Origin of the sequence: Clostridium sp., from assembly GCF_051278035.1 — a bacterium.
In the GTDB taxonomy this organism is placed as follows: Bacteria; Bacillota; Clostridia; order Clostridiales; family Clostridiaceae; genus Clostridium_AD.
The window spans coordinates 30641-54052 of the sequence record NZ_JBNMNU010000002.1 but is presented as its reverse complement, the minus strand read 5'-3'; the positions used below and the strand labels follow the sequence as shown (position 1 = coordinate 54052).

28 protein-coding genes and 2 riboswitches are annotated in these 23412 nt (G+C 32.7%); of the genes, 3 read left to right on the top strand and 25 right to left on the bottom strand.

The window, feature by feature from the left end; translation table 11 throughout:
* The first annotated feature begins 287 nt into the window (after window positions 1–287).
* Entirely contained in the window at window positions 288–908 is a 621-nt protein-coding gene (locus tag ACJAX4_RS00830) for a class I SAM-dependent methyltransferase (RefSeq protein ID WP_435787551.1), read from the top strand.
* Between the two features lie 11 nt (window positions 909–919).
* Here the strand turns inward: ACJAX4_RS00830 and ACJAX4_RS00825 are convergent, their stop codons facing one another.
* From ACJAX4_RS00825 to ACJAX4_RS00735, 19 genes are all read right to left on the bottom strand, one after another.
* Entirely contained in the window at window positions 920–1252 is a 333-nt protein-coding gene (locus tag ACJAX4_RS00825; RefSeq protein WP_435787550.1) for a DUF190 domain-containing protein, read from the bottom strand.
* A 15-nt stretch (window positions 1253–1267) separates the two neighbouring features.
* Window positions 1268–1621 (bottom strand): fluoride efflux transporter CrcB, encoded by a 354-nt coding sequence (gene crcB, locus ACJAX4_RS00820; RefSeq protein WP_435787549.1) that lies wholly within the window; start codon window positions 1619–1621, stop codon window positions 1268–1270.
* On the bottom strand, window positions 1622–2065 hold the full coding sequence (gene crcB, locus ACJAX4_RS00815) for a fluoride efflux transporter CrcB (protein ID WP_435787548.1): 444 nt from the start codon (window positions 2063–2065) through the stop codon (window positions 1622–1624).
* A 124-nt stretch (window positions 2066–2189) separates the two neighbouring features.
* Window positions 2190–3470 carry an MFS transporter gene (locus ACJAX4_RS00810; RefSeq protein WP_435787547.1) on the bottom strand — a complete coding sequence of 427 codons (1281 nt, stop codon included), beginning with the start codon at window positions 3468–3470 and terminating at the stop codon, window positions 2190–2192.
* 120 nt (window positions 3471–3590) lie between these two features.
* A complete protein-coding gene (locus ACJAX4_RS00805; RefSeq protein WP_435787546.1) occupies window positions 3591–5000 on the bottom strand; it encodes a SulP family inorganic anion transporter in 1410 nt (469 codons plus the stop codon).
* Window positions 5001–5302: 302 nt separating this feature from the next.
* Window positions 5303–7045 carry an arsenical pump-driving ATPase gene (arsA, locus tag ACJAX4_RS00800; protein WP_435787545.1) on the bottom strand — a complete coding sequence of 581 codons (1743 nt, stop codon included), beginning with the start codon at window positions 7043–7045 and terminating at the stop codon, window positions 5303–5305.
* A 23-nt stretch (window positions 7046–7068) separates the two neighbouring features.
* Window positions 7069–7422, bottom strand: a complete 354-nt coding sequence (gene arsD / locus ACJAX4_RS00795) for an arsenite efflux transporter metallochaperone ArsD (protein ID WP_435787544.1) — start codon at window positions 7420–7422, stop codon at window positions 7069–7071.
* A 27-nt stretch (window positions 7423–7449) separates the two neighbouring features.
* Window positions 7450–8514 (bottom strand): ACR3 family arsenite efflux transporter, encoded by a 1065-nt coding sequence (gene arsB / locus ACJAX4_RS00790; RefSeq protein ID WP_435787543.1) that lies wholly within the window; start codon window positions 8512–8514, stop codon window positions 7450–7452.
* Between the two features lie 58 nt (window positions 8515–8572).
* Complete coding sequence (locus tag ACJAX4_RS00785; protein WP_435787542.1) at window positions 8573–8908, bottom strand: ArsR/SmtB family transcription factor; 336 nt, start codon at window positions 8906–8908, stop codon at window positions 8573–8575.
* Window positions 8908–9330, bottom strand: coding sequence for an arsenate reductase ArsC (locus ACJAX4_RS00780; protein ID WP_435787541.1), 423 nt, complete (start codon window positions 9328–9330; stop codon window positions 8908–8910). Before ACJAX4_RS00780 ends, ACJAX4_RS00785 begins: the two co-directional genes overlap by 1 nt.
* A 229-nt stretch (window positions 9331–9559) precedes the next feature.
* Window positions 9560–9766, bottom strand: a complete 207-nt coding sequence (locus ACJAX4_RS00775) for a DUF4177 domain-containing protein (protein ID WP_435787540.1) — start codon at window positions 9764–9766, stop codon at window positions 9560–9562.
* Between the two features lie 97 nt (window positions 9767–9863).
* Window positions 9864–11510 (bottom strand): FAD-dependent oxidoreductase, encoded by a 1647-nt coding sequence (locus tag ACJAX4_RS00770; protein ID WP_435787539.1) that lies wholly within the window; start codon window positions 11508–11510, stop codon window positions 9864–9866.
* A gap of 36 nt (window positions 11511–11546) precedes the next feature.
* The gene (locus ACJAX4_RS00765; protein WP_435787538.1) at window positions 11547–12239 is read right to left on the bottom strand and encodes a cytochrome c biogenesis CcdA family protein; all 693 of its coding nucleotides are present in this window, start codon (window positions 12237–12239) and stop codon (window positions 11547–11549) included.
* Window positions 12236–12772 carry a thioredoxin family protein gene (locus tag ACJAX4_RS00760; protein WP_435787537.1) on the bottom strand — a complete coding sequence of 179 codons (537 nt, stop codon included), beginning with the start codon at window positions 12770–12772 and terminating at the stop codon, window positions 12236–12238. Before ACJAX4_RS00760 ends, ACJAX4_RS00765 begins: the two co-directional genes overlap by 4 nt.
* A gap of 184 nt (window positions 12773–12956) precedes the next feature.
* Complete coding sequence (locus ACJAX4_RS00755) at window positions 12957–13592, bottom strand: hypothetical protein (RefSeq protein ID WP_435787536.1); 636 nt, start codon at window positions 13590–13592, stop codon at window positions 12957–12959.
* Window positions 13593–13613: 21 nt separating this feature from the next.
* Window positions 13614–14792, bottom strand: coding sequence for an MFS transporter (locus tag ACJAX4_RS00750; protein ID WP_435787535.1), 1179 nt, complete (start codon window positions 14790–14792; stop codon window positions 13614–13616).
* 163 nt (window positions 14793–14955) lie between these two features.
* Complete coding sequence (locus ACJAX4_RS00745) at window positions 14956–15183, bottom strand: thioredoxin family protein (protein ID WP_435787534.1); 228 nt, start codon at window positions 15181–15183, stop codon at window positions 14956–14958.
* Between the two features lie 26 nt (window positions 15184–15209).
* Window positions 15210–16175: a permease gene (locus tag ACJAX4_RS00740; RefSeq protein ID WP_435787588.1), complete on the bottom strand. Its 966-nt coding sequence runs from the start codon at window positions 16173–16175 to the stop codon at window positions 15210–15212.
* A 96-nt stretch (window positions 16176–16271) separates the two neighbouring features.
* On the bottom strand, window positions 16272–16631 hold the full coding sequence (locus ACJAX4_RS00735) for an ArsR/SmtB family transcription factor (protein ID WP_435787533.1): 360 nt from the start codon (window positions 16629–16631) through the stop codon (window positions 16272–16274).
* Window positions 16632–16968: 337 nt separating this feature from the next.
* Between ACJAX4_RS00735 and ACJAX4_RS00730 the strand changes: the two genes are divergently transcribed.
* Window positions 16969–17685 carry an EcsC family protein gene (locus ACJAX4_RS00730; RefSeq protein ID WP_435787532.1) on the top strand — a complete coding sequence of 239 codons (717 nt, stop codon included), beginning with the start codon at window positions 16969–16971 and terminating at the stop codon, window positions 17683–17685.
* Between the two features lie 62 nt (window positions 17686–17747).
* Here the strand turns inward: ACJAX4_RS00730 and rbr are convergent, their stop codons facing one another.
* The 4 genes from rbr to ACJAX4_RS00710 all read right to left on the bottom strand — a co-directional run bounded on the left by rbr (window position 17748) and on the right by ACJAX4_RS00710 (window position 21021).
* Complete coding sequence (rbr, locus tag ACJAX4_RS00725; protein ID WP_435787531.1) at window positions 17748–18332, bottom strand: rubrerythrin; 585 nt, start codon at window positions 18330–18332, stop codon at window positions 17748–17750.
* A 174-nt stretch (window positions 18333–18506) separates the two neighbouring features.
* Entirely contained in the window at window positions 18507–19310 is an 804-nt protein-coding gene (locus tag ACJAX4_RS00720) for a MetQ/NlpA family ABC transporter substrate-binding protein (RefSeq protein ID WP_435787530.1), read from the bottom strand.
* Between the two features lie 109 nt (window positions 19311–19419).
* Window positions 19420–20064, bottom strand: coding sequence for a methionine ABC transporter permease (locus ACJAX4_RS00715; protein ID WP_435787529.1), 645 nt, complete (start codon window positions 20062–20064; stop codon window positions 19420–19422).
* Window positions 20065–21021, bottom strand: a complete 957-nt coding sequence (locus ACJAX4_RS00710; RefSeq protein ID WP_435787528.1) for a methionine ABC transporter ATP-binding protein — start codon at window positions 21019–21021, stop codon at window positions 20065–20067.
* Between the two features lie 99 nt (window positions 21022–21120).
* Window positions 21121–21225, bottom strand: a riboswitch (SAM riboswitch).
* An 82-nt stretch (window positions 21226–21307) separates the two neighbouring features.
* A riboswitch (SAM riboswitch) is annotated at window positions 21308–21427 on the bottom strand.
* A 150-nt stretch (window positions 21428–21577) separates the two neighbouring features.
* Here ACJAX4_RS00710 and ACJAX4_RS00705 point away from each other — a divergent pair.
* Entirely contained in the window at window positions 21578–22576 is a 999-nt protein-coding gene (locus tag ACJAX4_RS00705) for a D-cysteine desulfhydrase family protein (protein WP_435787527.1), read from the top strand.
* A 169-nt stretch (window positions 22577–22745) separates the two neighbouring features.
* On the opposite strand, the gene rd is transcribed toward ACJAX4_RS00705, so the two are convergent.
* Both rd and ACJAX4_RS00695 read right to left on the bottom strand, forming a co-directional pair.
* Window positions 22746–22907, bottom strand: a complete 162-nt coding sequence (gene rd / locus ACJAX4_RS00700) for a rubredoxin (protein ID WP_435787526.1) — start codon at window positions 22905–22907, stop codon at window positions 22746–22748.
* 77 nt (window positions 22908–22984) lie between these two features.
* Window positions 22985–23299 (bottom strand): hypothetical protein, encoded by a 315-nt coding sequence (locus ACJAX4_RS00695; protein ID WP_435787525.1) that lies wholly within the window; start codon window positions 23297–23299, stop codon window positions 22985–22987.
* Window positions 23300–23412: the final 113 nt, after the last annotated feature.

Genomic DNA, 23412 nt, shown 5'->3' with positions numbered 1-23412 from the left:
TTATGTGCCTCCTTGTATAATACGAATAATAATATTACGATATGAATTATATATTATTTCCTTATATACATCTATTATATATTTAATTTGCCTACATTACAATTAAAATTGATATATTGTGCCCACTTTGCTATAATACACTTGTATTATATGGCTATTTAATTGATTTAGTCATTTATAATTATCAATTGGCTCTCAAAATAAAAAGCTAATCATTACATATTCTTGTCTATTTTAACTGAAAATATACCCTATATATTAATTTCAACTAAAGAAAGGAAGAAAATATGAAGTATACCGGTGAAAGAATTGTTCCAAAGCTTATGAAACCACATAACGGATTGTTATTAGAACACCTAAACAGATATGAATTTGCCAAAGAATTCACAGGAGAAAGAGTACTTGATATCGCCTGCGGAAGTGGATACGGAAGTGAAGTTCTTCTAAAAGACAATAACCGCATAAAAGAGATAGTTGGTATAGATATTTCTAATGAGTCCATAGAATATGCCCGCTCAAATTATAATTTACCTGGTACCTCTTATCATGTAGATGATTGTCTTAACCCTAACCTTGCTAATATCTATGGTACTTTTGATACTATAATAAGCTTTGAGACCATCGAACATTTTGAAGGGGATGAACCTTTTGTAAAAAACTTATTTAATTTATTAAAACCTGATGGCACTCTAATAATTTCGACTCCCTTTGGCATAGGTAAATTTAAGCCTTGTTCTTGTCCTTTTCATGTTTACCAATATAAAGAAGAAGAATTTATTAATGTTTTATCCCCTTTTAAAAATATAATAATGTATCATCAAACATCTGGCGCTATCGAGATTCCAAAGCCTTATAAAAAATATTACCTTATGGTAGCTGTATGCAAGAAAATCATTGAAACAGCATAAAAATAATATTTTTATTCATTACCATATTTTAAGACTTCAATATCTGTAGCTATAATCAAACCTTCGTTTACCATTTCTTTTACTACGGGAATTGCTTTTTCAATCTTTTCAGCTTCATCAATCACCTCAATAATAATAGGAAGGCTTGAGCTTAAATCAAGAACTTTCATAGCATGGATTGCTTTAGATTTGCCATAACTCTCTAGACCTCTTGTAACTGTTACTCCAGCCATGCCAATCTCTCTTAGCTTTATAACTAATGCATGGTATAAGTTGTGCCCCTTATATTTGGAATCTTCACTAACATAAATTTTTAAAATTTTACATTTCCCACTTAGTGTCATTTTCATCCTCCTCTTTTAAATACTACCCGCTAGGGTTCCCAGTGCATATCCTAATACACCTAATATTAATGAACATAAAATATATATAAAAGCATTTAGTTTTTCTCTTTCTTGAAATAGATTAAATCCCTCATACATAAAGGTTGAGAACGTTGTGTATGCACCCAAAAATCCCTCCCCGAGTAGCAACATCATATCATTGGTTACTCCAATTGTGCTTACAACACCAAGCAGAGCTGCACCTGTAATGTTTATTATAAAAGTTCCTATTGGAAAATCAGATTTGGACCTTTCATTTATATATTTACCAAGGCTATACCTCACCAGACTTCCGGCTGCTCCCCCAACTGCAACTAATACATAGGTCATCTAATCATCCCCCTTCGCCTCTTCCATTTGCACATCATCAGCGTTATTATGATGATGTGTAAGCTTTAAAACTATTTTTCTTGCTAATGCCACGCCGAGGTAAGCAGATGCAAACCCGAAAATCGCTGAAAATCCTATATAAGATATAGAAGAGTAATAATACCCCTCATTCATAAGATTTACAGTTTGCTTGCATAAGGTGGAAAAAGTTGTGTATGCTCCCAAAAATCCAGTGGCTAAACCTAGTTTTAGGTCAGCATCAAATTCATAAATTTCAAAGGCAACGGTTAGTGTTAGTGCTAAGACAAAACTACCTGAAATATTAATAAACAAGGTATTTATTGGTATAAATTCTTTGTAAGGATAAATATGTATATTTTTTATAAAATATCTTAACATAGCCCCTAGCATACCACCCATGGCTATAAGTGCGTACTTTCTCATATATTCTATCTCTCCTTTTTCCAAGGCATATTGTTATATTATACCACAAGACTCAATAATTGTTTTATTGTATAATAAAAGACTCCCACTTAAAGTATTAGTTCATATAAATATTCTTATACCATTATGTTCCACTAGGATTTCCCGGTGGTGGAGATATAATTGAAGCAAAGCTGGCTATAACTGGAAATATCATCATAATAATTAATATTTCCTTGTATCCATTAAACATATCAAAAGCAATTCCGAAAGGTAGAGGACCTAAGGCTGAACCAATAACCATTGCGGTAGTTGCCGTACTCCTTATACTTCCAAGATGCTTTCTTCCATAATAAGCAGGCCATAGCGCCTCTGTTGTAACTGAGTTAAAGGCATTAAATACAGCACTTAGTATTGCATATAAAATAACAACTTTACTCGTGGTTGCTGTTGAAATAGCAACCAATGCCAGCACCATAATCCAATAATTTACGGCTCTTATGTAATGGACCTTTATTCTATCTACCATATGCCCTGCTAGAAAATTTAAAGGTAATTGAATTACAGCAGTTAGACCAAGTACCGATGCAGCAAAAGCTATTGATAGACCTTTTTCTTCAATAATAGATAACATATGAAAAGTTAAACCTGTGTTAACCATAGATGGAACCACCATGCAGAACATCATTAACCAAAAAGTCCTTGTCTTCATTGCAGCTTTTAAAGTCCAATCAATTTTTCCTTCTATTATATTGTTTTCATTTTCAGCTGTTTCTTTTCCACTCTTTTTAATGCTTTCTCCATCCGGTAAAAGCTTCATTTCTTCCGGATTATTTCGAACTAACATCCAGCCTAGTGGTGCCATTATACCCATTAGACAGACAGCCCATATTATCCAAGTGAATTTCATACCTACTGTGTTTAAAAGCCAGTTATTAATCACAGGCACTGCTCCCGCACTAATTACCCCACCTATTCTCATGAAACTTATAGCCCTACCCCGCTTTTTAACGAACCATTGACTAACTAGTGTAGACGGAATAAGAGTCATTGAACCTTGACCTAGTAATCTTAAAAATACAAATCCAATAAATAACATAATAGGATTAAAAACAAAACTCATCCACAAACATGTGATTCCGAGTAGAAAAGATATTATGGTAAGCATCTTTCTGTGTCCTGCTGAATCAATTTTCCTTCCAATAAAGGGAAGCATAAGCCCAGCACATAGCGATGCAGAAGAATAAATACTAGAAACTAAAGACCTACTCCATCCGAACTCTTTAATATATGCGTTTATGAATATAGAAATTGAATATGTTTGTCCAGGTCCCGCAAAAAAAAATGACATTGCTGAAATAATTATAATTACATAACCATAAAAAAATGAAATCTTTCGGGGCTTAATTTTACCTTTAATTCTCAAAAAAACACCTCCTTAGGCAAATTTATTATAACAATACATTCGTATAAAATAGAAAACTCCTATTTAGCCTAAACCACTAAATAAGAGTCTATAATTACGATGTTTTTAGTGTCCGCTTTATCAGTCTAATCCACCAGGTTTATTAAACATTGCAACCTGGTCTAAAATACTCATACTATCAGTATTTGCCCCTACTATATGAACTTTAATTCCCATTTTATGATACTTTAAAACCACTTTTTCTATAGCATTAACCGCTGAATGATCCCAAATATGAGAATTTGAAAAATCAATGTGAACAGTTTTTTTGTTTTTATCGTATCTAAAATCATCAACAAAATGTTTTGCTGAGGCAAAGAATAATTGCCCATGAACCTTGTATACAGCTTCGCCATTTTCTCTGTCTATTGTATATTCTATATTGATTTTGGCAACCTTTGATACAAAGAACATGCAACTTAAAACCACACCAACAAAAACTCCAATAGCAAGATTATGAGTAAATATAACTGTTACAACTGTAACTAGCATTACTACAGTATCTTGTGTAGGAACTTTATTCATAGTTTTTAATGAGTTCCAGTCAAATGTGCTTACTGAAACCATAATCATAACAGCTACTAATGCCGCCAGTGGAATTTGAACCACAAGGCTATTTAAAACAATTATTAGAAACATTAAAACTACTCCTGCTGTTAACGATGATAGCCTAGTTCTTCCACCAGATTTAACATTAATAACTGATTGTCCAATCATTGCACAAGCGGCCATTCCGCCAAATAAACCGACCACTATATTTCCTATACCTTGCGATATACATTCCCTGGTCTTATTACTTCTTGTATCTGTCATTCCATCAACAATTTCTGCTGTTAATAATGATTCGATAAGTCCCACAAATGCTAGTGATATAGCATAAGGAAATATAATCTTTAATGTATTAAGTGATAAAACCACATTAGGGATTAATAAACTTGGCAAGCTGTTTGTTATTGTTCCCATATCACCTACAGTTCTAACACCACTACCGGAAAATATAGCTATAGCACTTACCACTATAATAGCTACTAATGGAGATGGAACAGCCTTTGTTATATATGGAAATAAATATATTATTGCAAGTCCCACTACAACCATTGCATACATCGTCCAATTTTCTCCATTAAAGGATGGCAACTGAGCCATAAATATGAGTATTCCAAGTGCATTAACAAATCCGATCATTACAGGATGAGGGATGAATTTCATTAACCTATTTACGCGAATAATTCCGAGAAAGATTTGTATTATTCCGGCGAATATTGTTGCAACTAGCATATACTCTATTCCATGCGCTTTAAATAATCCTGCCAATATAAGAGCCATTGCTCCAGTAGCTGCTGAAATCATTCCCATTCTGCCACCTAATATTGCGGTAACAATCGCCATACATACAGCTCCATATATTCCCACCATCGGGTCTACTCCAGCTACTATGGAAAATCCTATTGCCTCTGGAATAAGTGCCAATGCCACAACTATTCCTGCCATAACATCTTTATTAATATTTGATAACCATTCATTTTTTAGTGTTTTCCTAATAATTAACGCCTCGCTTTTCTATATTTTATAGTTTGAACCTATTATAAATCTCACGAAAAGCAACTAGCTACTATGCTAGTGTGTTTTGGCATTAAAAGTTCTATTGTAGTATACCTTACCTATATGTTAAGTACAACATATTTGTGTAATGATATCACATCCAATTTATTACACAGAAAATTATTCCTATACACATATAAAATGAGGACCAATTATCATGGCTACTTATATTCTCTAAAATGGACACACAACTACAATAATAACTCTTTTAACTTATCTCCTTTAATTTCATCTGCGCTCCAAGGAATTATAGCAAATTTACCATTTGCGTGTTCATAAACCTTGTTAATCCACTCAATTTCATTACTTGCCTTTGCAGACAGCAATTTATTTGTAGTTCTCGTAGCATGTAGTGATGAATTAATGACCCACCATTTTGTAGCAATTTTAGCACGTTTCAAATCTTCTTCAAGACGTGTTGCTTCATATACAGGCGTAGCTTCAGCCAGAGTTACAATTATTACCTCAGTTTCATTTTCATTTTTAAGACGAGGTAATAGTTTCCTAACAGCTTTTGGAACATCTCCTTGTGAACGTTTGATTTCCTTATTATAGCTTTGAGTAGAATCGAGTAAAAGCAGCGTGTGTCCTGTTGGAGCAGTATCCACTACAACAATTTCATCTTCGGCCTTATCAATTATTTCCGCAAAAGCTCTAAACACCGCAATCTCCTGTGTGCATGGAGACCGCAAATCCTCCTCTACGTATGCTATATCATCATCAGCCATTGTTTCTCTTGCTTTTGAAAGTACTTCACTTTTATATTTTTCTAGTTCAGAATTTTCATCAATATGGCTCATAGTTATATTACTACTCTCATTAATGATATATTTAAGGTGAGCTGCAGGATCAGTTGTAGTAAGGTGTACCTTTTTTCCCTTTGCCGATAATCCCAGTGCAATAGCAGCTGCAATTGTAGTTTTGCCTACCCCGCCCTTACCCATGGTGAATATCACCTTTTTATTGCTTTTGTATAGGTCTTCAATGACGTCTTTAAGTCCCGGAATGGCTTCTGCATTTATCTTTTCACTGCGTGCATTATAACTATCTTTAGTAAGAAGTGCCCTTACATTTTCCATGCCTGTTATACTGTAGGCTCTAAGAGGCACCATATAAGTGCTAATTCCTTCTAATCCTTGTGGTATTTCCCTTAGTGATTTTTGTTGTTTCTTATACAGACTTTCGGATATGCTATCATCATAAGAACTCATTACACCATTAATTATCATCGTTTGATTGTTCACTCCGATATCTGAAAGTTCTTTTGATGCTCTTTCCGCTTCTTTTAGTGGGGTACTTTCTGGACGAGCAATGATAATTAGGGTTGTTAATACTGCATCACCTAATGTTTCTACTGCTTTTTTATATATTTCCCTTTGACTCTCTAAACCCGATAATTGACCGAGGCAAGATGCACCATGTGTGTTTTCACTAATGAAATTACTCCATGCTGCTGGTAACTGAAGCATTCTAAGTGTGTGCCCTGTTGGCGCAGTATCAAATATAATATGGTCATATTCTTCCTGAACTTTTTCATCTGTAATGAATTTTGAAAACTCATTAAAGGCTGCTATTTCAACAGTACAAGAACCAGAAAGCTGTTCTTCCATGTTATTAAGCACTGCATCAGGAAGTTTACCACGGTAAGGGGCAATAACACTCTCTCTATGTTCTGCCGCTGCCTTTATTGGGTCAAGGTTTACAACAACAAGATTCGGCACTTCTTTAATTTGGACACCCTTATTGTTAAGCTCAACATTAAAAACATCTTGCAGATTTGATGCAGGGTCGGTACTAATTAGGAGTACTTTTTTTCCTCTGTCAGCAAGATTTACTGCTGTAGCGCAAGCAGTTGAAGTTTTGCCTACGCCGCCCTTACCTGTATAAAATAGATATTTTGAAAGTTTTATATTTTGTGGATTAAAAATTTCCATGTGAGTTACCTCCTGTTTCATAATTAAGTCGATTTTATTTTAAAGCTCTTATGTTTTTCGCTTAAAAAGTTCATTTCTACATCTAAAAATTTCGCTAATTCTTCATTTGTTGGATACTTGCCCACTAGAACTATTTCACCATCTAGGACAGTAATCGGGAACTCATCGACACCCTTTTCCATAATAAACATGTTAACTACTTTATTATCTACAAACTCCTGCGGTGAGCCTGAGAGGTTAAATCTCTCGACCTCAACTCCTCTCTTTTTAAGTGAACTAAGAACAGTTGAAATCCTTAAAAGCTCAGGGTCAACGCCTACTCCACAAAGACCTGTGGAGCAACACATAGCAGCTTCAAATATTTGCATTTTTTTCATTTATAATCTCTCCAATCATATTTATTATTACTTGTTTTGAACTACAGGTTCTGGAAACCAATGGCTGGTTTTGTTTGCTATTCTTACAAGAATCAGCATTACTGGAACTTCAACTAATACTCCTACCACTGTAGCAAGTGCTGCTGGGGAGTCTATCCCGAACAGTGCAATGGCAACTGCAACTGCAAGTTCAAAAAAGTTAGACGCTCCAATCATTCCAGCTGGTGCTGCAATATCATGTGTTAGTCTTAGCTTTTTACTTGTTAAATAAGAAATAAAGAATATAAAAAATGTTTGTATAGTTAGAGGAACTGCTATTAGTAAAATATGCAATGGATTATTTAATATGGTTTCACCTTGAAATGAGAATAGCAATATAAGCATAAGTAGTAATCCAATAGTAGTTGCATTATCAAACTTATGCAAGAAGTCATTTTCAAAATATTCTAGGCCTTTTTTCTTTGTTACCATAATTCTAGTCAAAATTCCAAAAGCTAGAGGAATAACAACAAATAAAACCACTGATAAAATCAGTGTGTTCCAAGGAACAGTAATATTACTAACACCTAAAAGAAATTTAACGATAGGAATGAACGCGACCAATATAATCAAATCATTTGTTGCTACTTGCACAACGGTATAAGCCGGATTACCTTTTGTAAGATGACTCCATACAAATACCATGGCAGTACAGGGAGCAGCTCCTAGTAAGATTGTTCCTGCAAGATATTTCGTTGCTAGTTCTGGCGTTATAAATGCTTTGAATACTACAAAAAAGAAAAACGAAGCTATTCCATACATTGTAAATGGTTTTATAAGCCAATTTGTTATCCATGTTACATATAAACCTTTGGGGTTCTTGCCAACATCTTTAACGCTTTGAAAGTCTACCTTCATCATCATTGGATAAATCATTATCCAAATAAGTATAGCTGTAGGTATTGAAACTTTCGCATACTCAAACTTATTTAAAAATCCGGGAATTACTGGAATAAACTTTCCAATAAGAACACCAACTACCATACAAATAGCTACCCAAACTGTTAAATATTTTTGAAAAAATCCAATTCTAGGTTCTTTTACTTCTTCCATATTAATCACTCCTTAATTCACAATAATTATATTTATAATTTGGAATATATAATATCTCCTATTTGTCACCACATAAGTCCTGAAGTTTACATTTACCCAATCTTTCGCAATCACTACTATAAGAGTTTAATTTTCTAAGTTCTTTTGTTAAATAAGCAAATAGATCCGGTTTTTTTTCTATAAAGTTATTATCTATTTTGTAATATACCCACTGTGCTTTTTTATAGCCCTCAAGAATTCCAGATCTTTTAAGCGCCGTTAGATGCCTGGAAACATTTGATTGATTCATATTTAGACACTGTTCAATTTCACATACGCACATTTCACCGTCCATAAGCAATGATAATATTCGAAGTCTATTTTCTTCTGCTAATGCTTTAAATATATCTACCATTACATTTTTCCACTTAAATTAATTTCATCGTTTTCAATTCTTTTCTTTAAATCTTTTACCTTCTCTTCGATTATTTTTGCAGTCTTTATAAATTCTGCGTCAGATTTCCCAGTAGGGTCATCTAGTCCCCAATCTTCTTCATGTTTGTGGACCATTAGCGGGCAAACTACATTACATCCCATTTTTATAACAACATCCGCTTCTGGTATATCATCTATTAATTTGGATGTGTGAGTTTCATTCATGTCTAACTTATATAAATCCTTTATTATTCTCACCGCGTCTTGGTTAATTTGTGGCTTAGTTTCAGTACCTGCTGAATATGATTCAAACACCTGTGACGCAAATTGTTTTCCCAGTGCCTCTGCCATTTGTGATCTGCACGAATTGTGTACACATATAAATGCTACTTTTGGTTTCATATAATGATTCTCCTTTTTTATGTTAGATTCTAACCATAATTTGTATATTTTTATATTTGTCTATACTCATATACTAATATTAACTACCTATTTTGTCAACACTTTATCATTATATTATAAGCATCATTTATTGGTCGTCACCTGGAGTCACGAAGTGGTTTTTTGAGCTTAAATGAGAATGGCAACATCTACAAAGATGTTGCCATTCTTAAAAGGCTTAGCTTTTAACTTAATTAGATAGTTGCCTTTTAAATATAGCTGAATCTGAATCTGTATCTGATTTGGCCATCCAACCCTCTCCTACTTGAGGTGGAAAGGCAAAACCTACAAGTTCCCAACCCTGCTTGCCATAATCATTTAGCTGCTGTTGCAACTTTATTGGCTCCCTTAAATCCAAAACTTCTTCTGTTTTTATAACTTTATATTCCCATTCCATAAAGATCTCTCCTTTAGTTAATTTGTATAAAATTCGCTGTCATACCGAAATGTTTTGTTATAGTGTTAACTTCTCATTTATAAAATATTCAATTTGTTTATTTTTGCGAACTATAATTTTTATATCCACCAGATATATTATATACTTTTTTAAATCCCCTATTAATTAATATATTCTGAACTGCATTTCCAGTTATACCTTTATTACAGTAAGTTATAATAATTTTTTCACTATCTAGTTCATTACACTTTTCTCTAATTTCTGCATGAGGAATATTAATTGCAACTTCCATATGAGCATCGCAGTACTGCTTTTCTATTCTTGTATCTATTACAATAACATTTTTATCATCTTTAATAAGTGTATCAAGTTTCTCTGGTGTTATAAGTTTTCTACCTTTATTTATTGCATTGTCTAGAATCATTCCCGTATACATAACAGGGTCCTTAGCTATTGAGAATGGTGGTGCATAAGCTAAATCAAGATGGAATAAATCCGAAGCGCAAGCCCCAAAGGTTATTGCCGTTACAAACACATCAATTCTTTTATCAACACCATTTGTACCAACAATCTGAACTCCAAGCAGCTTGCCTGTATTTTTATCTGCAACTGCCTTAATTGTCATATCTTCACCACCATAATAAGTTGCCTTATCAGGCTTTGTATTATGACAAACAGCTACTTCATAACCTTCCTTTATTGCTTCTTTTTCACTTAACCCAGTGCTTGCAATAGCCATGTCAAAAACCCTGAAAATTCCAGTTCCAAGGATTCCTCTGAATTCAAGTTTTCCACCATTCAATGCTTCTCCTACTATTCTTCCTGTTTTATTTGCAGTAGAACCTAGTGGTCTATAAATACTTTTTCCTGTTACACATGAATAACTTTCTGCGCAATCTCCACATGCATATATATAATTAAAGTTAGTCTTCATTTTCTTATTTACTTTAATTGCTCCAGTTTCACCAATTTCTATTCCAGCATCCTTAGCAAGCTGAATATTAGGCTTAATTCCTACGGCCATAATGACAAAATCTGTTTCTACTTCTCTTCCACTACTTAATATTACTTTCGTGCTTGGGAATTCCCTTTCAATAGAAACTACACTGTCTCCTAAAACAATTTTAACATCTTTTTCTTTTAAATAATTTTCAATATATATTGACATATCTTTGTCCATAGCAGGCATAACTTGAGGAGCAAGTTCAACTACAGTAACCTCAATACCTAATTCCTTCAGGTTTTCAGTCATTTCAAGACCTATAAATCCTGACCCCACAATCACTACCTTTTTAGGACTGTTTTTATTTATAAATGCTTTAATTCTATCAGCACTCTGAACGTTTCTTAAATAAAATACATTCGCCTTATGAACACCAAAAATATTAGGTATAAATGCACTAGCTCCTGTAGCTATAACAAGTTTATCAAAATTTTCAATAAAAACCTCATCAGTCTTTAAATTTCTCACAGTTAATTTCTTTTCTGTAGCATCTAAGTTTAAAACTTCATGTCCCGTGAACACGTCTACATTATATTTTTTCTTAAAGTAATCAGAATCCCTTGGAACTATCTCAGCTCTGTTTTTTACTTTATTTCCAATGTAATATGGAAGCCCACACCCTGAGTAAGATATATCCGTATCTTTATCAAATATAATTATTTCTGCATCTTCATCGTTTCTTCTTGCCTTTGCAGCCGCCGAAGTTCCAGCTGCTACTGCACCTATAATTACTATTTTCATTGTTTTTGCCTCCTTAGTTTATAAAAAATTATATATCTAAAGTCCTAGATAAAACATATAAAAAGCAATAAGCAAAATAACTGTGCCCATAATATATTTTAACGCTTTACTAAATGTATTGTATTTATTACTTGAAGTAAGTTTTGTTACAAAACCAACTGATGTTCCTGCTAATATAACTAGGAAACTATGTCCTATTGAATATAATAGTAAAAGTAGTAATCCCCCTGCAATATTGCCTTCCTTTGCTACTATAGAAAGTAATACTATAAGTACTGGAGTTGAACATGGCGATGAAAATATACCTCCTAGTACTCCTGCTACAAAAGCGCCTATATAACCTCGTTTTGGTTTTTTGCTTGTTAAAGTAGCTGATGGTATAAAATTATATATCTCCCACACTTGAAGTGCCATAAGTACCATAAGAATACCTAGTGCAATATACCAAAGGGAACTTGATGTTCCCATAAGCTTTCCTAAAATAGACGCCATGGCGCCTAGAATTGTGAAAGTAACTGCCATCCCAGAAGCAAAAACTAGTGATAGCTTAAATGCTTTTTTTGTATCATTGTTCCCAGTTCCACCTACGTAGCCAATAACAAGGGGAACACTAGTAAGTGCACAGGGTGTAAATGAGGTTAATAAACCTGCAAAAAGTGCAATTAAAGGTGCAAGCCAAAAACTTTCAGAAATGAGCTTTGATAATATATCTAACCACTGCGTAATCATTCTACACCCATCTCCCTTAACACATTAATGAATTGATCCTTAGTAAGTCCACCCTCATGAGCAGTAATTAGATGTTCATCTGTTTTTTTAGAAGAATACATTTTCATTTGCAATTTATCTGGATCTTTTGGCTTAAAAGGTTTACCATCTTTGTCGAAGAAAACTTGTGTTGGAATTACGCTAATTGGATACCCATCTGCTAAACTTTTATACTTCCATACGTCAACGAACTTTATTATTACTTTCCCACGAAGCTCTTTATTAAGCTCCACTAGAGTAGGCGCCATTTCCTTACAAGGAACACAAGAATCCGCACCAAAATCGATCATAATTGGTAGTCCATAGGATTTAAGCTTTTCTATATCCAGACTATCCGTTACGTTTAGAGCGAACGATGTATTATCCTCTTCCACAATTTGAGTTTTATTAGAGTTTTTAAAATACCATATTGCTCCTATTAACGCAACTATAAGTATAGGTACAATTATTTTACCCATATTTTTAGAAGACTTTACATTCTTTTTTTCGTCCATCAAAAGCACTCTCCTATTATAATTTTGATTTCACATTTATATAAATTTATGAATTGTATTATATTTTTATACATAGATAATTTCAAAGTTCTGTATCAAAACAAATGAAAGCTATGAAATTCAGGTGTTAACCCTAAAATTCATAGCTTTTAAATCTAAACTAACAATAGTTTTATAAAAGTACTTACCACGTAAAATATACAAATCCCCCGCCCAGCGTTGTTGTATTGTACCATAATTTAAGATCTATTCTTTTAATCTGACCTTCATCCAAAATGTTTACAAACACACTTGTTCCATCATCTTCATACTCAAGAGAAATTATTGTTACCCAATGCCAAGGCGCAAAGTTTTTCACCTGACCATTACATAAATTCAAAAAGGCTATAGGCGCATTTTTTAATAAGGAACCATTTATGAATTTTATTATTTTATCTAATTCAGGCCGGTTAGCCTTATCTTCAGGTATATCACAATAATCATATTCAACATTCAGACCTTTTGCTAGTGTATAAGAAATTACAGCCTCATAAAACATTTTAGTTGTTGGTATCCCTTTTGTTGTAGGGGTAACATACTCCCAAATTTCTTCCATTGCTGGCAAACAGTTTTCTTTGTTACCAAAGCTATGTTCGAGTATCAAAGTGGTCCTTGTTTGAATTAAATAAGCAATAATATTTGTGGCTGCAGACGGTCCGCATCCCGATAGACGTTGCCACTCTGTAGCATAACATTCTTGGTGGTAACCATAACATGGTTTATGTGTATATCTATCTACTACCCTAAATAAATCTAGATTAGACAAAGACACTATATTCATAAACCCATCTCCTCTCTACTATTATAGTGTAATTCTAGTTTTACTATTACTAATTCTTTTTACTACTATTGCTCCTATAGTTCCTGCTAAAAGCATTGTCACTGCAGCAATTATAAATACTGTTCCAATACTCCCTACACTTATTACCTTGCCATTTATGATTGTTCCTATCGCTCCACCTACAAACATATTAAAGGAAGCAAGCGACATAGCTGTTCCTCTTAATTTCGGCATAGTTTCTTGAGCTGTCATTACTAGTGTAGATTGCATAGATATAAATGCTATTCCGAATCCGAAAAGTGCTACTCCGATAATAATTGGATTACTTGCAAAGGCTATCGTTAATAGTGAAGCGCCTCCTAATATTCCAGCAAACAGTAAAAAGTTATCTTTTAATTTTGCTCTTAATGCTGGCGCTTTTCTACCACCAATTACAGTAGCTATACCGAATAAAGTTAATATAAGTCCTACATAAAACACATTATAACCCGTTCTCAATTGTACTAGTTTTCCTGAAAAAGTAAAGCTTCCAAACACACTGAATCCGACCAGCATTATGGTAGATACAACTCTTACAAACTTTTTATTAGAAAGAGCTATTTTGTAAACACTTATAAATTCAAGCTTATCAATTACTCCACTGCTCTTTGGTAAGATCTTAAGCATTGCAACTGCCATTATAAGTTCCGCTACTCCATATATAAAGTATACGACGCGCCAAGATCCAAAGTATGCTAGGGCTCCACCAATTGCTGTAGCAGATGCTCCACCTAGAAACATAAGTCCCATAACCTTTCCTATGGATTTTTGCCTATTAGCATTATCATAACTTTCACCTACAAGTGCCATGGTTACAGGAAATATACCTGCAGCAAAGGCACCATTCATAGCTCTAAATAAAATTAGTGAAGGTAAGTTAAATGCAAATGCTCCTAGCATACTGAATATAGCAGTACCAAAGGCTGCAATATTAATTATTTTAGTTTTTCCATACCTATCTCCTAGTGGTCCAAATAAAATTGTGAAAATCCCAAAGGTAAGCATATAAGCCGTTACTGACAATGCAGCTGTGCTTATTGTTAGATTTAAATCCTTGGAGATATTAATTAGTAATGGTGCAACAGCATAATTATCACCATTGGCAAAGAATGACATTATTGCCAAGGTCATGAGCATAGTATTTTTACGTTTATTTTCCATTATAGTCTCCTTATTTATTGTTATTGTAAATTACAGGTTCAACTGTCTTGTATCGTTATATCTTAATAATATAATATGTAATACATGTATTAAGGGCCTAAGAATCAGACCCTTGTTAAAATTATCCAACTAATAAAGTAGTTTTATCTTCCAGAGAAGCCTATTATAAATATTTTTTAATTTCCTCAGATGATGGTACTCTACCCATAATTTTTACTTTTTCATCTACTACTAGAGCAGGCGTTTTCATAACTCCATAAGCCATGATTTTTTTAAAGTCTTCAACCTTTTCTATAGTTGCCTCAATACCTAACTCCTCTACTGCCTGTTTTGTGTTTGCCTCTAATTTTTTACAATTAGCACATCCTGAACCTAAAACTTTAATTATCATAATATTTCTCCTTTTAAATTTATTTTTTAAACGAGTAAGAATGAAAATGCATTAAATAGATATCCTATTATAATTATACCTGTTGCAACTATAGCAACAAATATAGCTAATAATTTAGGTTTAACAACTTTACTAAGCATAATTAATGATGGAAGTGAAAGAGCAGTTACAGCCATCATAAATGATAATACTGTACCAATACCTACACCTTTTCCAAACAATGCTTCTGCTATTGGGAGTGTTCCGAATATATCCGCATACATTGGTATGCCCACTGCTGTTGCCAGTAGTACTGCAAATGGATTATTATTTCCAACTACATTCTCTATTATTGACTGAGGTATCCAGTTATGAATTGCAGCGCCAATGCCTACGCCGATTATAACATATATCCAAACCTTGTGAAAAACATCTTTAACCTGCTGTTTCGAATAATATATTCTCTCATTTCTTGTAAGCTCAATTACTTCTGCATCCACATTTTCTATTTCTTTCACATAACCTTCTACATACTTTTCAAGCCCTAATTTATCTATAATAGTTCCACCAATAACTGCTAAAATTAATCCTACAACTACATATGCTATAGCGATTTTCGGACCAAAGAAAGACATTAAAATTAATAGTGATGCTAAGTCTACCAGTGGTGAAGATATAAGAAAGGAAAAAGTTATTCCAAGAGGTAATCCTGCTGAGGTAAAACCTATAAATATTGGAATACTAGAACAACTACAAAATGGTGTAATGGTTCCTAGTAATGCTCCTAGTATATTTCCCTTTACTCCTTTGATATTTCCAAGAAGTTTCTTTGTTCTTTCTGGTGGAAAATAACTTTGAACATAAGATATAGCAAAAATCAATACTGATAATAGTATAAATATCTTTATAATATCATATATGAAAAAGTGTACGCTACCACCTAATCTTTCTTGCATTGACAGTCCAAATACATTTTCTACAAGACTCTTAATAATATCAGAAAGCCAAGTCATTTTTAAAAGCGCATCATTTAAAAAGGAAAATATTTGTGTTATTACATTCACTATTATCACCTGCCTGTTTAATATTTTACAAATTATTTCGTTAAATTAATTATTGCAATCACATTTAGTCTTAAACATTTCCAAGTATTCATCACCCTTTTGAAGATTCTCTATATCCTTTTGCACCCTAATATAATCCGCTGAATTTGAGATTATTTTCGTAAGTATCTCTCTAAGAAGTTCATTATCCATATCTAAGTAGTAATATACAAATTTCTCCTGCCTTTCATCTTTTACAAAGCCCATGTCTCTAAGTTTGCCTAGGTGCTTTGAAATTTTAGGTTGGGGTTCTTGTAAAATTCCTTGAATTTGGCATACGCAGAGCTTCTTATGATATATCAAGACTAATATTCTAAGCCTTGTTTCATCAGACATCACTTTGAATAAATTCATTAGTTTTTCCATAAGTTTCACATCCTTATATATTAATTGAATAACTGTATTCTCATATACCCATGTGAGTATATGTATATATTATGCTTAAATCCACTGTTTGTCAACCAATTTCCGTTACTTATAAAAATAAATATTATTAATCATAATGGAAAGAGGATACATTTTTATTAATATCAATAAGCATTAATCGAATATATCACTACTTATTTTTTTACTTGAAATTTATGTTATAATTAACATAAAAATCTAAAGTTTAGTGCACACTATAGCATCGGTTAATTTTGTTGTGTACGCCATAAATAAATACAAAATAGTTAATTAGTAATTTTTATAAAGGAGTTAATTTATGAACGATTATGAAGATAATGCACTAAGAGAATTATTACTATGGAAAGAAAAAACGAAAAAAAAACCATCATTTACAAGTGAAATAACTAAAGGCATACAAAGCAAGATGAATAACATGTATCCTGATAAGATTCAAACTTTTATCACTGATTCAATTAAAAATATGGTAAAACCTGTACTATCCGGTTCTGAGTATATTTCAAAAAAACCGGTAACTAATGCGACTCTAGAGGAGCGAGAAAAATTAGCGAAGAATAGCATTGATTTTTATAGAACCCTTGCCACTGCCAGTGGAGCTGGCACTGGAGCTTCTGGCCTTCTAGTTGGTCTTACAGACTTCCCTATTCTTTTAAGTTTAAAAATAAAGTTTTTATTTGAAATAGCTAGTATTTATGGTTTCGATGTCAGCAATTATAAAGAAAGATTATACATTTTGAACATTTTTCAGTTAGCATTTTCTAGTGACAAAAGAAGATTAGAAATTTATGATCAAATTTCTAATTGGGATAGTTATGCAAAAGATTTGCCCACAGATGTAAACTCGTTTGATTGGAAAACTTTTCAGCAAGAATATAGGGATTATATAGATTTGGCAAAAATGTTACAGCTTGTACCAGGTATTGGACTAGTGGTTGGTGCATTTGCTAATTATAAATTAATGAATCAGCTTTACGATACAGCACTTAATGCATATAGATTACGAGTATTCAAATAAAAGAGAAATGGATTACTACAATATTGTAATAATCCATTTCTCTTTTACATATTCACTTTGTATTAATAATTTTCAGCTAATACCTCAAAATATGCTTTGGGATGCGCACAAGCTGGGCAAACTTCCGGAGCTTTTGTTCCCTCATATATATACCCACAGTTGTCACATTTCCACATAACTGCTGTCTCTCTTTCGAATACTGTATTGTTTTCTACTCTGCTTAAAAGTTGTCTATACCTTTCGTCATGATGCTTTTCAACCTCAACAATTTTTCTATAAACAAAAGCGACATCTGGAAAACCTTCCTCTTCCGCAACTTTTGCAAATGCTGGGTAAAGTTCTGACCATTCTTCTTTTTCTCCATTTGCTGCCCATAACAAATTCGATTTGGTATCAGATAAGCCTACAGGGTATGTAGCGTTAATTTCTACCACTTCTCCATTTAAACTTGAACTTAAGAATTTAAAGAATCTTTCAGCATGTTCTTTTTCATTAGCTGCTGTTTCTGTAAATACATTAGATATCTGAATATATCCCTCTTTTTTTGCTACTGAGGAATAATAGGTGTACCTATTTCTAGCTTGAGATTCACCTGCGAATGATTTCATAAGATTTTCAGCTGTTTTTGTACCTTTTAATGTTTTCATAAAATACCTCCTTGTTTTCTCAATGAGAAAAATCTATATATGGTATTTATTCTATAAATAGAATTATTTACCTCTTTAATAAAATAGTATTAACACTTTGTTAATGTTATTTCCCATCTATCTCAGTATATATATTTTCAACTTATATTATACATAGAATGAATTATGTATATATTAAAATGCAGGAATTATATTTCCTTTATATTTATCTTCAATAAATTTCTTAACTTCTGGAGAAGTTAATGCCTTTGAAAGTGCCTCAATATAAGGTTTAGTTTTATCTTCACTTTTAACTGCAAGTACATTTGCATATGGCGAATCTGCTGCTTCAATAGCTAGTGAATCCTCATTTGGATTTAAGTCTGCTTCTATTGCATAATTAGAATTTATAACTGCTGCATCCACATCGTTTAAAACCCTTGGAAGTTGAGGAGCATCGAGTTCTGTTATTTTTAGATTCTTTAGATTTTCTGTAATATCAAGTTTAGAAATAAGATCTCCATCTTTTAATTTTATAAGTCCGGCTGTTTCAAGTACTCTAAGTGCTCTTGCTCCATTTGTAGCATCACTTGGAATAGCTATCTCATCTCCATCTTTTAATTCACTAAGCTCTTTGTATTTACTAGAGTATAGGCCCATAGGTTCAATATGAACCTTTACAGTATAGTCAAGGTCAAGACCTCTTTCTTCACTAAAAGACTCTAAGTAAGGTACATGTTGAAAGAAATTAGCATCTATTTGTCCTTCAGCTAGTGCGGTATTCGGTGTTACATAATCAGTAAATTCTTTTATTTCAAGAGTATATCCTTCTTTTTCAAGTAGAGGCTTTACAACCTCTAATATTTCTTTATGAGGTACTGGTGATGCACCTACTTTGATAACTTTTTTATCAGATATAACCGCTTCCTTTTTTGCTGCACAACCACTTACCGATAGGATTACAACTATTGTTAATAATACGCTTAATATTTTTTTCATTTTAATTTCCCCCTCTTATTTAATTTGGTAGAGAACAATTATCATTGTTCTCCCCTTTTATATTTCACTTAATAGTTATAAGCCATTAAGATACTCTCATTCTAAAATATTATTTAATCATTCTTCTGTATATTAAGTTTCCTAAGGCTTGAATTATTTGAACAACTGCAATTAATATAATAACAGTGTAAATCATGATATCAGTCTTAAATCTATAGTATCCATACTTTATAGCCACATCACCAAGGCCACCTCCACCTATTGTCCCAGCCATAGCTGAGTACCCTATAATGTTTATTATTGTCAATGTAACTCCAAGCACTATAGAAGGCATTGCCTCCTTTACCATAACTGTAAATATAATTTGGTGTGTTTTTGCACCAAAAGATTTAGCAGCTTCAATGATGCCTAGGTCTACCTCTAAAAGTGCAGTTTCGATTATTCTTGCAGCAAAAGGTGCTGCTCCAAGGGTTAGTGGCACTATAGCTGCATTCGTACCTATGGTTGTTCCGGCAATAATCTTAGTTAAGGGGAATATAGATATCATTAGTATAATAAATGGAAATGACCTAAGTACATTTATTACTAAATTTAAACTTTTATAAATAAATGCATTTGGTTTTAGACCTTTAGGACCCGTTATAATAAGCTCTACCGCTGCAATAAATCCTAAAATTATTGCAAATATTGTGGATAATGTCACCATATACATAGTATCTATAAGTGCAGGCAATAATACATCTTTAAATAGCATTTATATCACCTCCCAATCTATACTCTTCTGATCCAAATAGTTTAATATCCTATCCTTATTTTCCGCACCTGCATTTATTATGAGACTTCCCATTACATTATCTCTAAATCTTTCAAGCCTTCCCCATACTATTGAAAAGTCTATGTCAAGCTCTCTGGCTATGGATGTGATTAAACAATTTTGGCTAATTTCCTTCGGGAAAAATATTTTAATGTTATAACGCGTGATAGGTAACACTTCTTCATCACCCATAAGTGTTTTCATTTCGCTTGTTGGCTTCACGAATAATTCATCGGTAATTCCACTACTTTTAATTTCCCCACCTTCGAGCAAAATGAATTTATTGCAAATCTCTTTAACAACCTCCATTTGATGAGTTACCACAATAATTGTTATATTTAATTTGTTATTGATATCTCTTAAAAGCTGCAATATAGATTTTGTGGTTTTTGGATCCAGTGCAGAAGTGGCTTCATCGCAAAGTAGTATTTTCGGATTAAGTGAAAGCGCTCTTGCAATTCCAACTCTCTGTTTCTGGCCTCCACTAAGTTCACGTATATTACTATTTACCTTCTCACTTAGCCCTACTAAATTTATTAAGCTATCTACTCTTTTTTTAATAGAAATTTTATCCATTCCCCATACCTCTAGTGGGAATGATATGTTTTCATAAACATTTTTTCTACTTATAAGATTAAAACTCTGAAAAATAATTCCTACATTTTTTCTGAACTCTCGAAGTTCTTTTGAACTTAGCTCCTTTACCTCTTTTCCCATTATATTAATGGTACCTTCGTCATAGGTTTCAAGGCCATTAAAGCATCTAAGGAGTGTGGACTTTCCTGCTCCACTTTGACCAATTACACCATATATGTCACCTTTATCTACTGTAAAAGAAACATTATTTAGTACTTTTTCTGTCGAAAAACTTTTACATGCATTGCAAACTTTAATCATAATATCTCTTCTCCTTTATCCTTAATATTGACAACCTTAATTTTTTACACGAAAAAATAGAGCCCAAAGAATAAACTTGGGCTCTATTTGCCAAACTTATTCTTATCTCGCAGCAATGCTGCAGGATTTAACACCATGTATCATGTAAATGATACTGGTTGTCGGGTTTCATAGGGCCAGTCCCTCCACCTCTCTCGATAAGATACTATTAAATTTTACTATAAAAACAAAAAACCTCTTTCATCAAAATAAAATGATGAAAGAGGTATAAATTACAAGGACACCTCTCTCATCTTTCACTAAGCTAAATAAACTTAGTGCAGGAGTTAGCACCATTTCAGATAAATAATATCTGGTGGTTGCTGAGGTGTCATCGGGCCATTCCCTCTACCTCTCTTGATGAGAATTGATTGATTTATTAAATTAGACCTATAATATCATTATTTAAATATAATGTAAAGTGTTTTTTTGTTTAAAATAGAAACTTACTACTTGCAACGCGGGTGACAACTGGTATATTATAGAGATAAATATAGTGAAAGCGGGGAGTAAAATTATGATGAAAATACCAGAAAGAATTAAATTAGCAAATCTTCCAACTAAAATCGAGAAACTTGATAGATTTTCAAAACTCATGGGCGGCCCTAATATTTATATAAAAAGAGATGATTATACAGGAACTGAGATGTCAGGGAATAAAATAAGAAAGCTTGAATTTGCAATTAAGGAAGCTCTTGATATGGGATGTGACTATTTAATAACTTGCGGAGGTATTCAGTCTAATCATGCAAGATCCACAGTAGCCGCAGCTGTTAAACTAGGAATGAAAGCCGGCCTTGTTTTAAGAGGTACTGAAGATACCGAGGTAGATGGTAATTTGTTTATAAACAAACTTTTAGGTGCTGATATAAGATTTGTTACACCACTTGATTATAAGAATAGACGAGTTGAAATAATGGAGGATTTAAAAAGTGAAATGGAGCTCAAGGGGTTTAAACCATACATTATACCAGAGGGAGCCTCTAATGGAATTGGTAGCTTTGGATATTATAATGCTATGGAGGAGATACTTGCCCAGGAAAAAGAGATGGGTATTCATTTTGATGGAATATTTATAGCAGTAGGATCAGGTGGAACCTATGCGGGACTCCTACTTGGGAGTAAAATATTCAAAAGTGATTCACAAATCTTTGGAGTTAATGTATGTGATAATGAGGAACATTTTAAAAACCAAATTCATGAAATACTTATGGAAAGTAGCAGTTATTTGGATATCGATGTTCCATTTGAAACGTCTGAAATTAATATAATAGATGGATATGTAGGACGAGGCTATGCTCTAAGTACCCTTGTGGAACTTACTTTTATAAGTGAATTTGCAAAACTTGAGGGGATTATACTTGACCCTGTTTATACAGGTAAAGGAATGTATGGACTTTCGCAGGAACTGGAGAAAGGTAAATTCAAGGACTTTAAAAATATATTATTTATTCATACAGGTGGACTATTCGGACTTTTTCCTCAAAAGTATTTATTTGATTTTAGTAACAACTAAACATGATAGCTCCCACCAAGCTTCATATCGTTCTAAATATATGAGAAGGTAATTTTATTATTAGTAAAATACTGTAAAATATAATACGCTTTTTTATTAAAATTTATTTTTAGGAGAGATGAAAATGAAGATAAAAAAGAATCCGAGGCTACCCTCGGATTCTTTTATTTTATTCAACTATTTCAAATTCTGTTTTAGGAACTCCACACAATGGACAAACCCAATCTGCAGGAATATCTTGAAACTTAGTACCTGGTGCTACTCCTCCATCTGAATCTCCTTCTGCTGGATCATAAATGTATCCGCATACTATACAAACATACTTATCCATATAAAACATCTCCTTTTAATTTGCATAACTTTATTATTCTCTTAATATTTTCTGATATGCTATTTTAGCATAAATTATTAGTTTTTCAACTTGTCACTTGCCACGTGGGTGTCATCATTTTTAGTAAAGATAACTTCAACTATGGCACTAAAAAAACCTACCAATATTCCAAATACAATATAATTCAAAGTAAAAAAATCCTTAATTATAACGCTTAGGAAAATAACAGTTATAAATATAGCAATTTTAAAGATTTTTTTATGTTTTGATTTTCCCACTAACCTTTGTAACGGAACAAATAATTTCAAACGACTTTTATTTAATGCATCTAATATTATGCCAAATATAATAGCCGATAAAATAACACTTATAAATGCATATACATTATTCATATTATATCGTCCTCCTTGTAAATTTCTTGTTTTAATAATTAAATAAAAGTTACATATATTGTATCATAGTAACTATAATAATAATAATATATTTTTATATTGTATTTTTAAGT

Excerpts from the sequence above, each read along its gene's own strand:
- ACJAX4_RS00825 (WP_435787550.1), bottom strand. The coding sequence starts at position 1,252 with ATGACACTAAGTGGGAAATGTAAAATTTTAAAAATTTATGTTAGTGAA.
- ACJAX4_RS00765 (WP_435787538.1), bottom strand. The coding sequence starts at position 12,239 with ATGATTACGCAGTGGTTAGATATATTATCAAAGCTCATTTCTGAAAGT.
- ACJAX4_RS00770 (WP_435787539.1), bottom strand. The coding sequence starts at position 11,510 with ATGAAAATAGTAATTATAGGTGCAGTAGCAGCTGGAACTTCGGCGGCT.
- ACJAX4_RS00710 (WP_435787528.1), bottom strand. The coding sequence starts at position 21,021 with ATGATTAAAGTTTGCAATGCATGTAAAAGTTTTTCGACAGAAAAAGTA.
- ACJAX4_RS00780 (WP_435787541.1), bottom strand. The coding sequence starts at position 9,330 with ATGAAACCAAAAGTAGCATTTATATGTGTACACAATTCGTGCAGATCA.
- ACJAX4_RS00755 (WP_435787536.1), bottom strand. The coding sequence starts at position 13,592 with ATGAATATAGTGTCTTTGTCTAATCTAGATTTATTTAGGGTAGTAGAT.
- ACJAX4_RS00740 (WP_435787588.1), bottom strand. The coding sequence starts at position 16,175 with ATGACTTGGCTTTCTGATATTATTAAGAGTCTTGTAGAAAATGTATTT.
- ACJAX4_RS00705 (WP_435787527.1), top strand. The coding sequence starts at position 21,578 with ATGATGAAAATACCAGAAAGAATTAAATTAGCAAATCTTCCAACTAAA.
- crcB (WP_435787549.1), bottom strand. The coding sequence starts at position 1,621 with ATGACCTATGTATTAGTTGCAGTTGGGGGAGCAGCCGGAAGTCTGGTG.
- ACJAX4_RS00735 (WP_435787533.1), bottom strand. The coding sequence starts at position 16,631 with ATGGAAAAACTAATGAATTTATTCAAAGTGATGTCTGATGAAACAAGG.
- crcB (WP_435787548.1), bottom strand. The coding sequence starts at position 2,065 with ATGAGAAAGTACGCACTTATAGCCATGGGTGGTATGCTAGGGGCTATG.
- ACJAX4_RS00830 (WP_435787551.1), top strand. The coding sequence starts at position 288 with ATGAAGTATACCGGTGAAAGAATTGTTCCAAAGCTTATGAAACCACAT.
- ACJAX4_RS00760 (WP_435787537.1), bottom strand. The coding sequence starts at position 12,772 with ATGGACGAAAAAAAGAATGTAAAGTCTTCTAAAAATATGGGTAAAATA.
- ACJAX4_RS00745 (WP_435787534.1), bottom strand. The coding sequence starts at position 15,183 with ATGATAATTAAAGTTTTAGGTTCAGGATGTGCTAATTGTAAAAAATTA.
- arsA (WP_435787545.1), bottom strand. The coding sequence starts at position 7,045 with ATGGAAATTTTTAATCCACAAAATATAAAACTTTCAAAATATCTATTT.
- ACJAX4_RS00695 (WP_435787525.1), bottom strand. The coding sequence starts at position 23,299 with ATGAATAATGTATATGCATTTATAAGTGTTATTTTATCGGCTATTATA.
- ACJAX4_RS00785 (WP_435787542.1), bottom strand. The coding sequence starts at position 8,908 with ATGGTAGATATATTTAAAGCATTAGCAGAAGAAAATAGACTTCGAATA.
- ACJAX4_RS00730 (WP_435787532.1), top strand. The coding sequence starts at position 16,969 with ATGAACGATTATGAAGATAATGCACTAAGAGAATTATTACTATGGAAA.
- rbr (WP_435787531.1), bottom strand. The coding sequence starts at position 18,332 with ATGAAAACATTAAAAGGTACAAAAACAGCTGAAAATCTTATGAAATCA.
- ACJAX4_RS00775 (WP_435787540.1), bottom strand. The coding sequence starts at position 9,766 with ATGGAATGGGAATATAAAGTTATAAAAACAGAAGAAGTTTTGGATTTA.
- ACJAX4_RS00720 (WP_435787530.1), bottom strand. The coding sequence starts at position 19,310 with ATGAAAAAAATATTAAGCGTATTATTAACAATAGTTGTAATCCTATCG.
- arsD (WP_435787544.1), bottom strand. The coding sequence starts at position 7,422 with ATGAAAAAAATGCAAATATTTGAAGCTGCTATGTGTTGCTCCACAGGT.
- arsB (WP_435787543.1), bottom strand. The coding sequence starts at position 8,514 with ATGGAAGAAGTAAAAGAACCTAGAATTGGATTTTTTCAAAAATATTTA.
- rd (WP_435787526.1), bottom strand. The coding sequence starts at position 22,907 with ATGGATAAGTATGTTTGTATAGTATGCGGATACATTTATGATCCAGCA.
- ACJAX4_RS00750 (WP_435787535.1), bottom strand. The coding sequence starts at position 14,792 with ATGGAAAATAAACGTAAAAATACTATGCTCATGACCTTGGCAATAATG.
- ACJAX4_RS00805 (WP_435787546.1), bottom strand. The coding sequence starts at position 5,000 with ATGGCAGGAATAGTTGTGGCATTGGCACTTATTCCAGAGGCAATAGGA.
- ACJAX4_RS00715 (WP_435787529.1), bottom strand. The coding sequence starts at position 20,064 with ATGCTATTTAAAGATGTATTATTGCCTGCACTTATAGATACTATGTAT.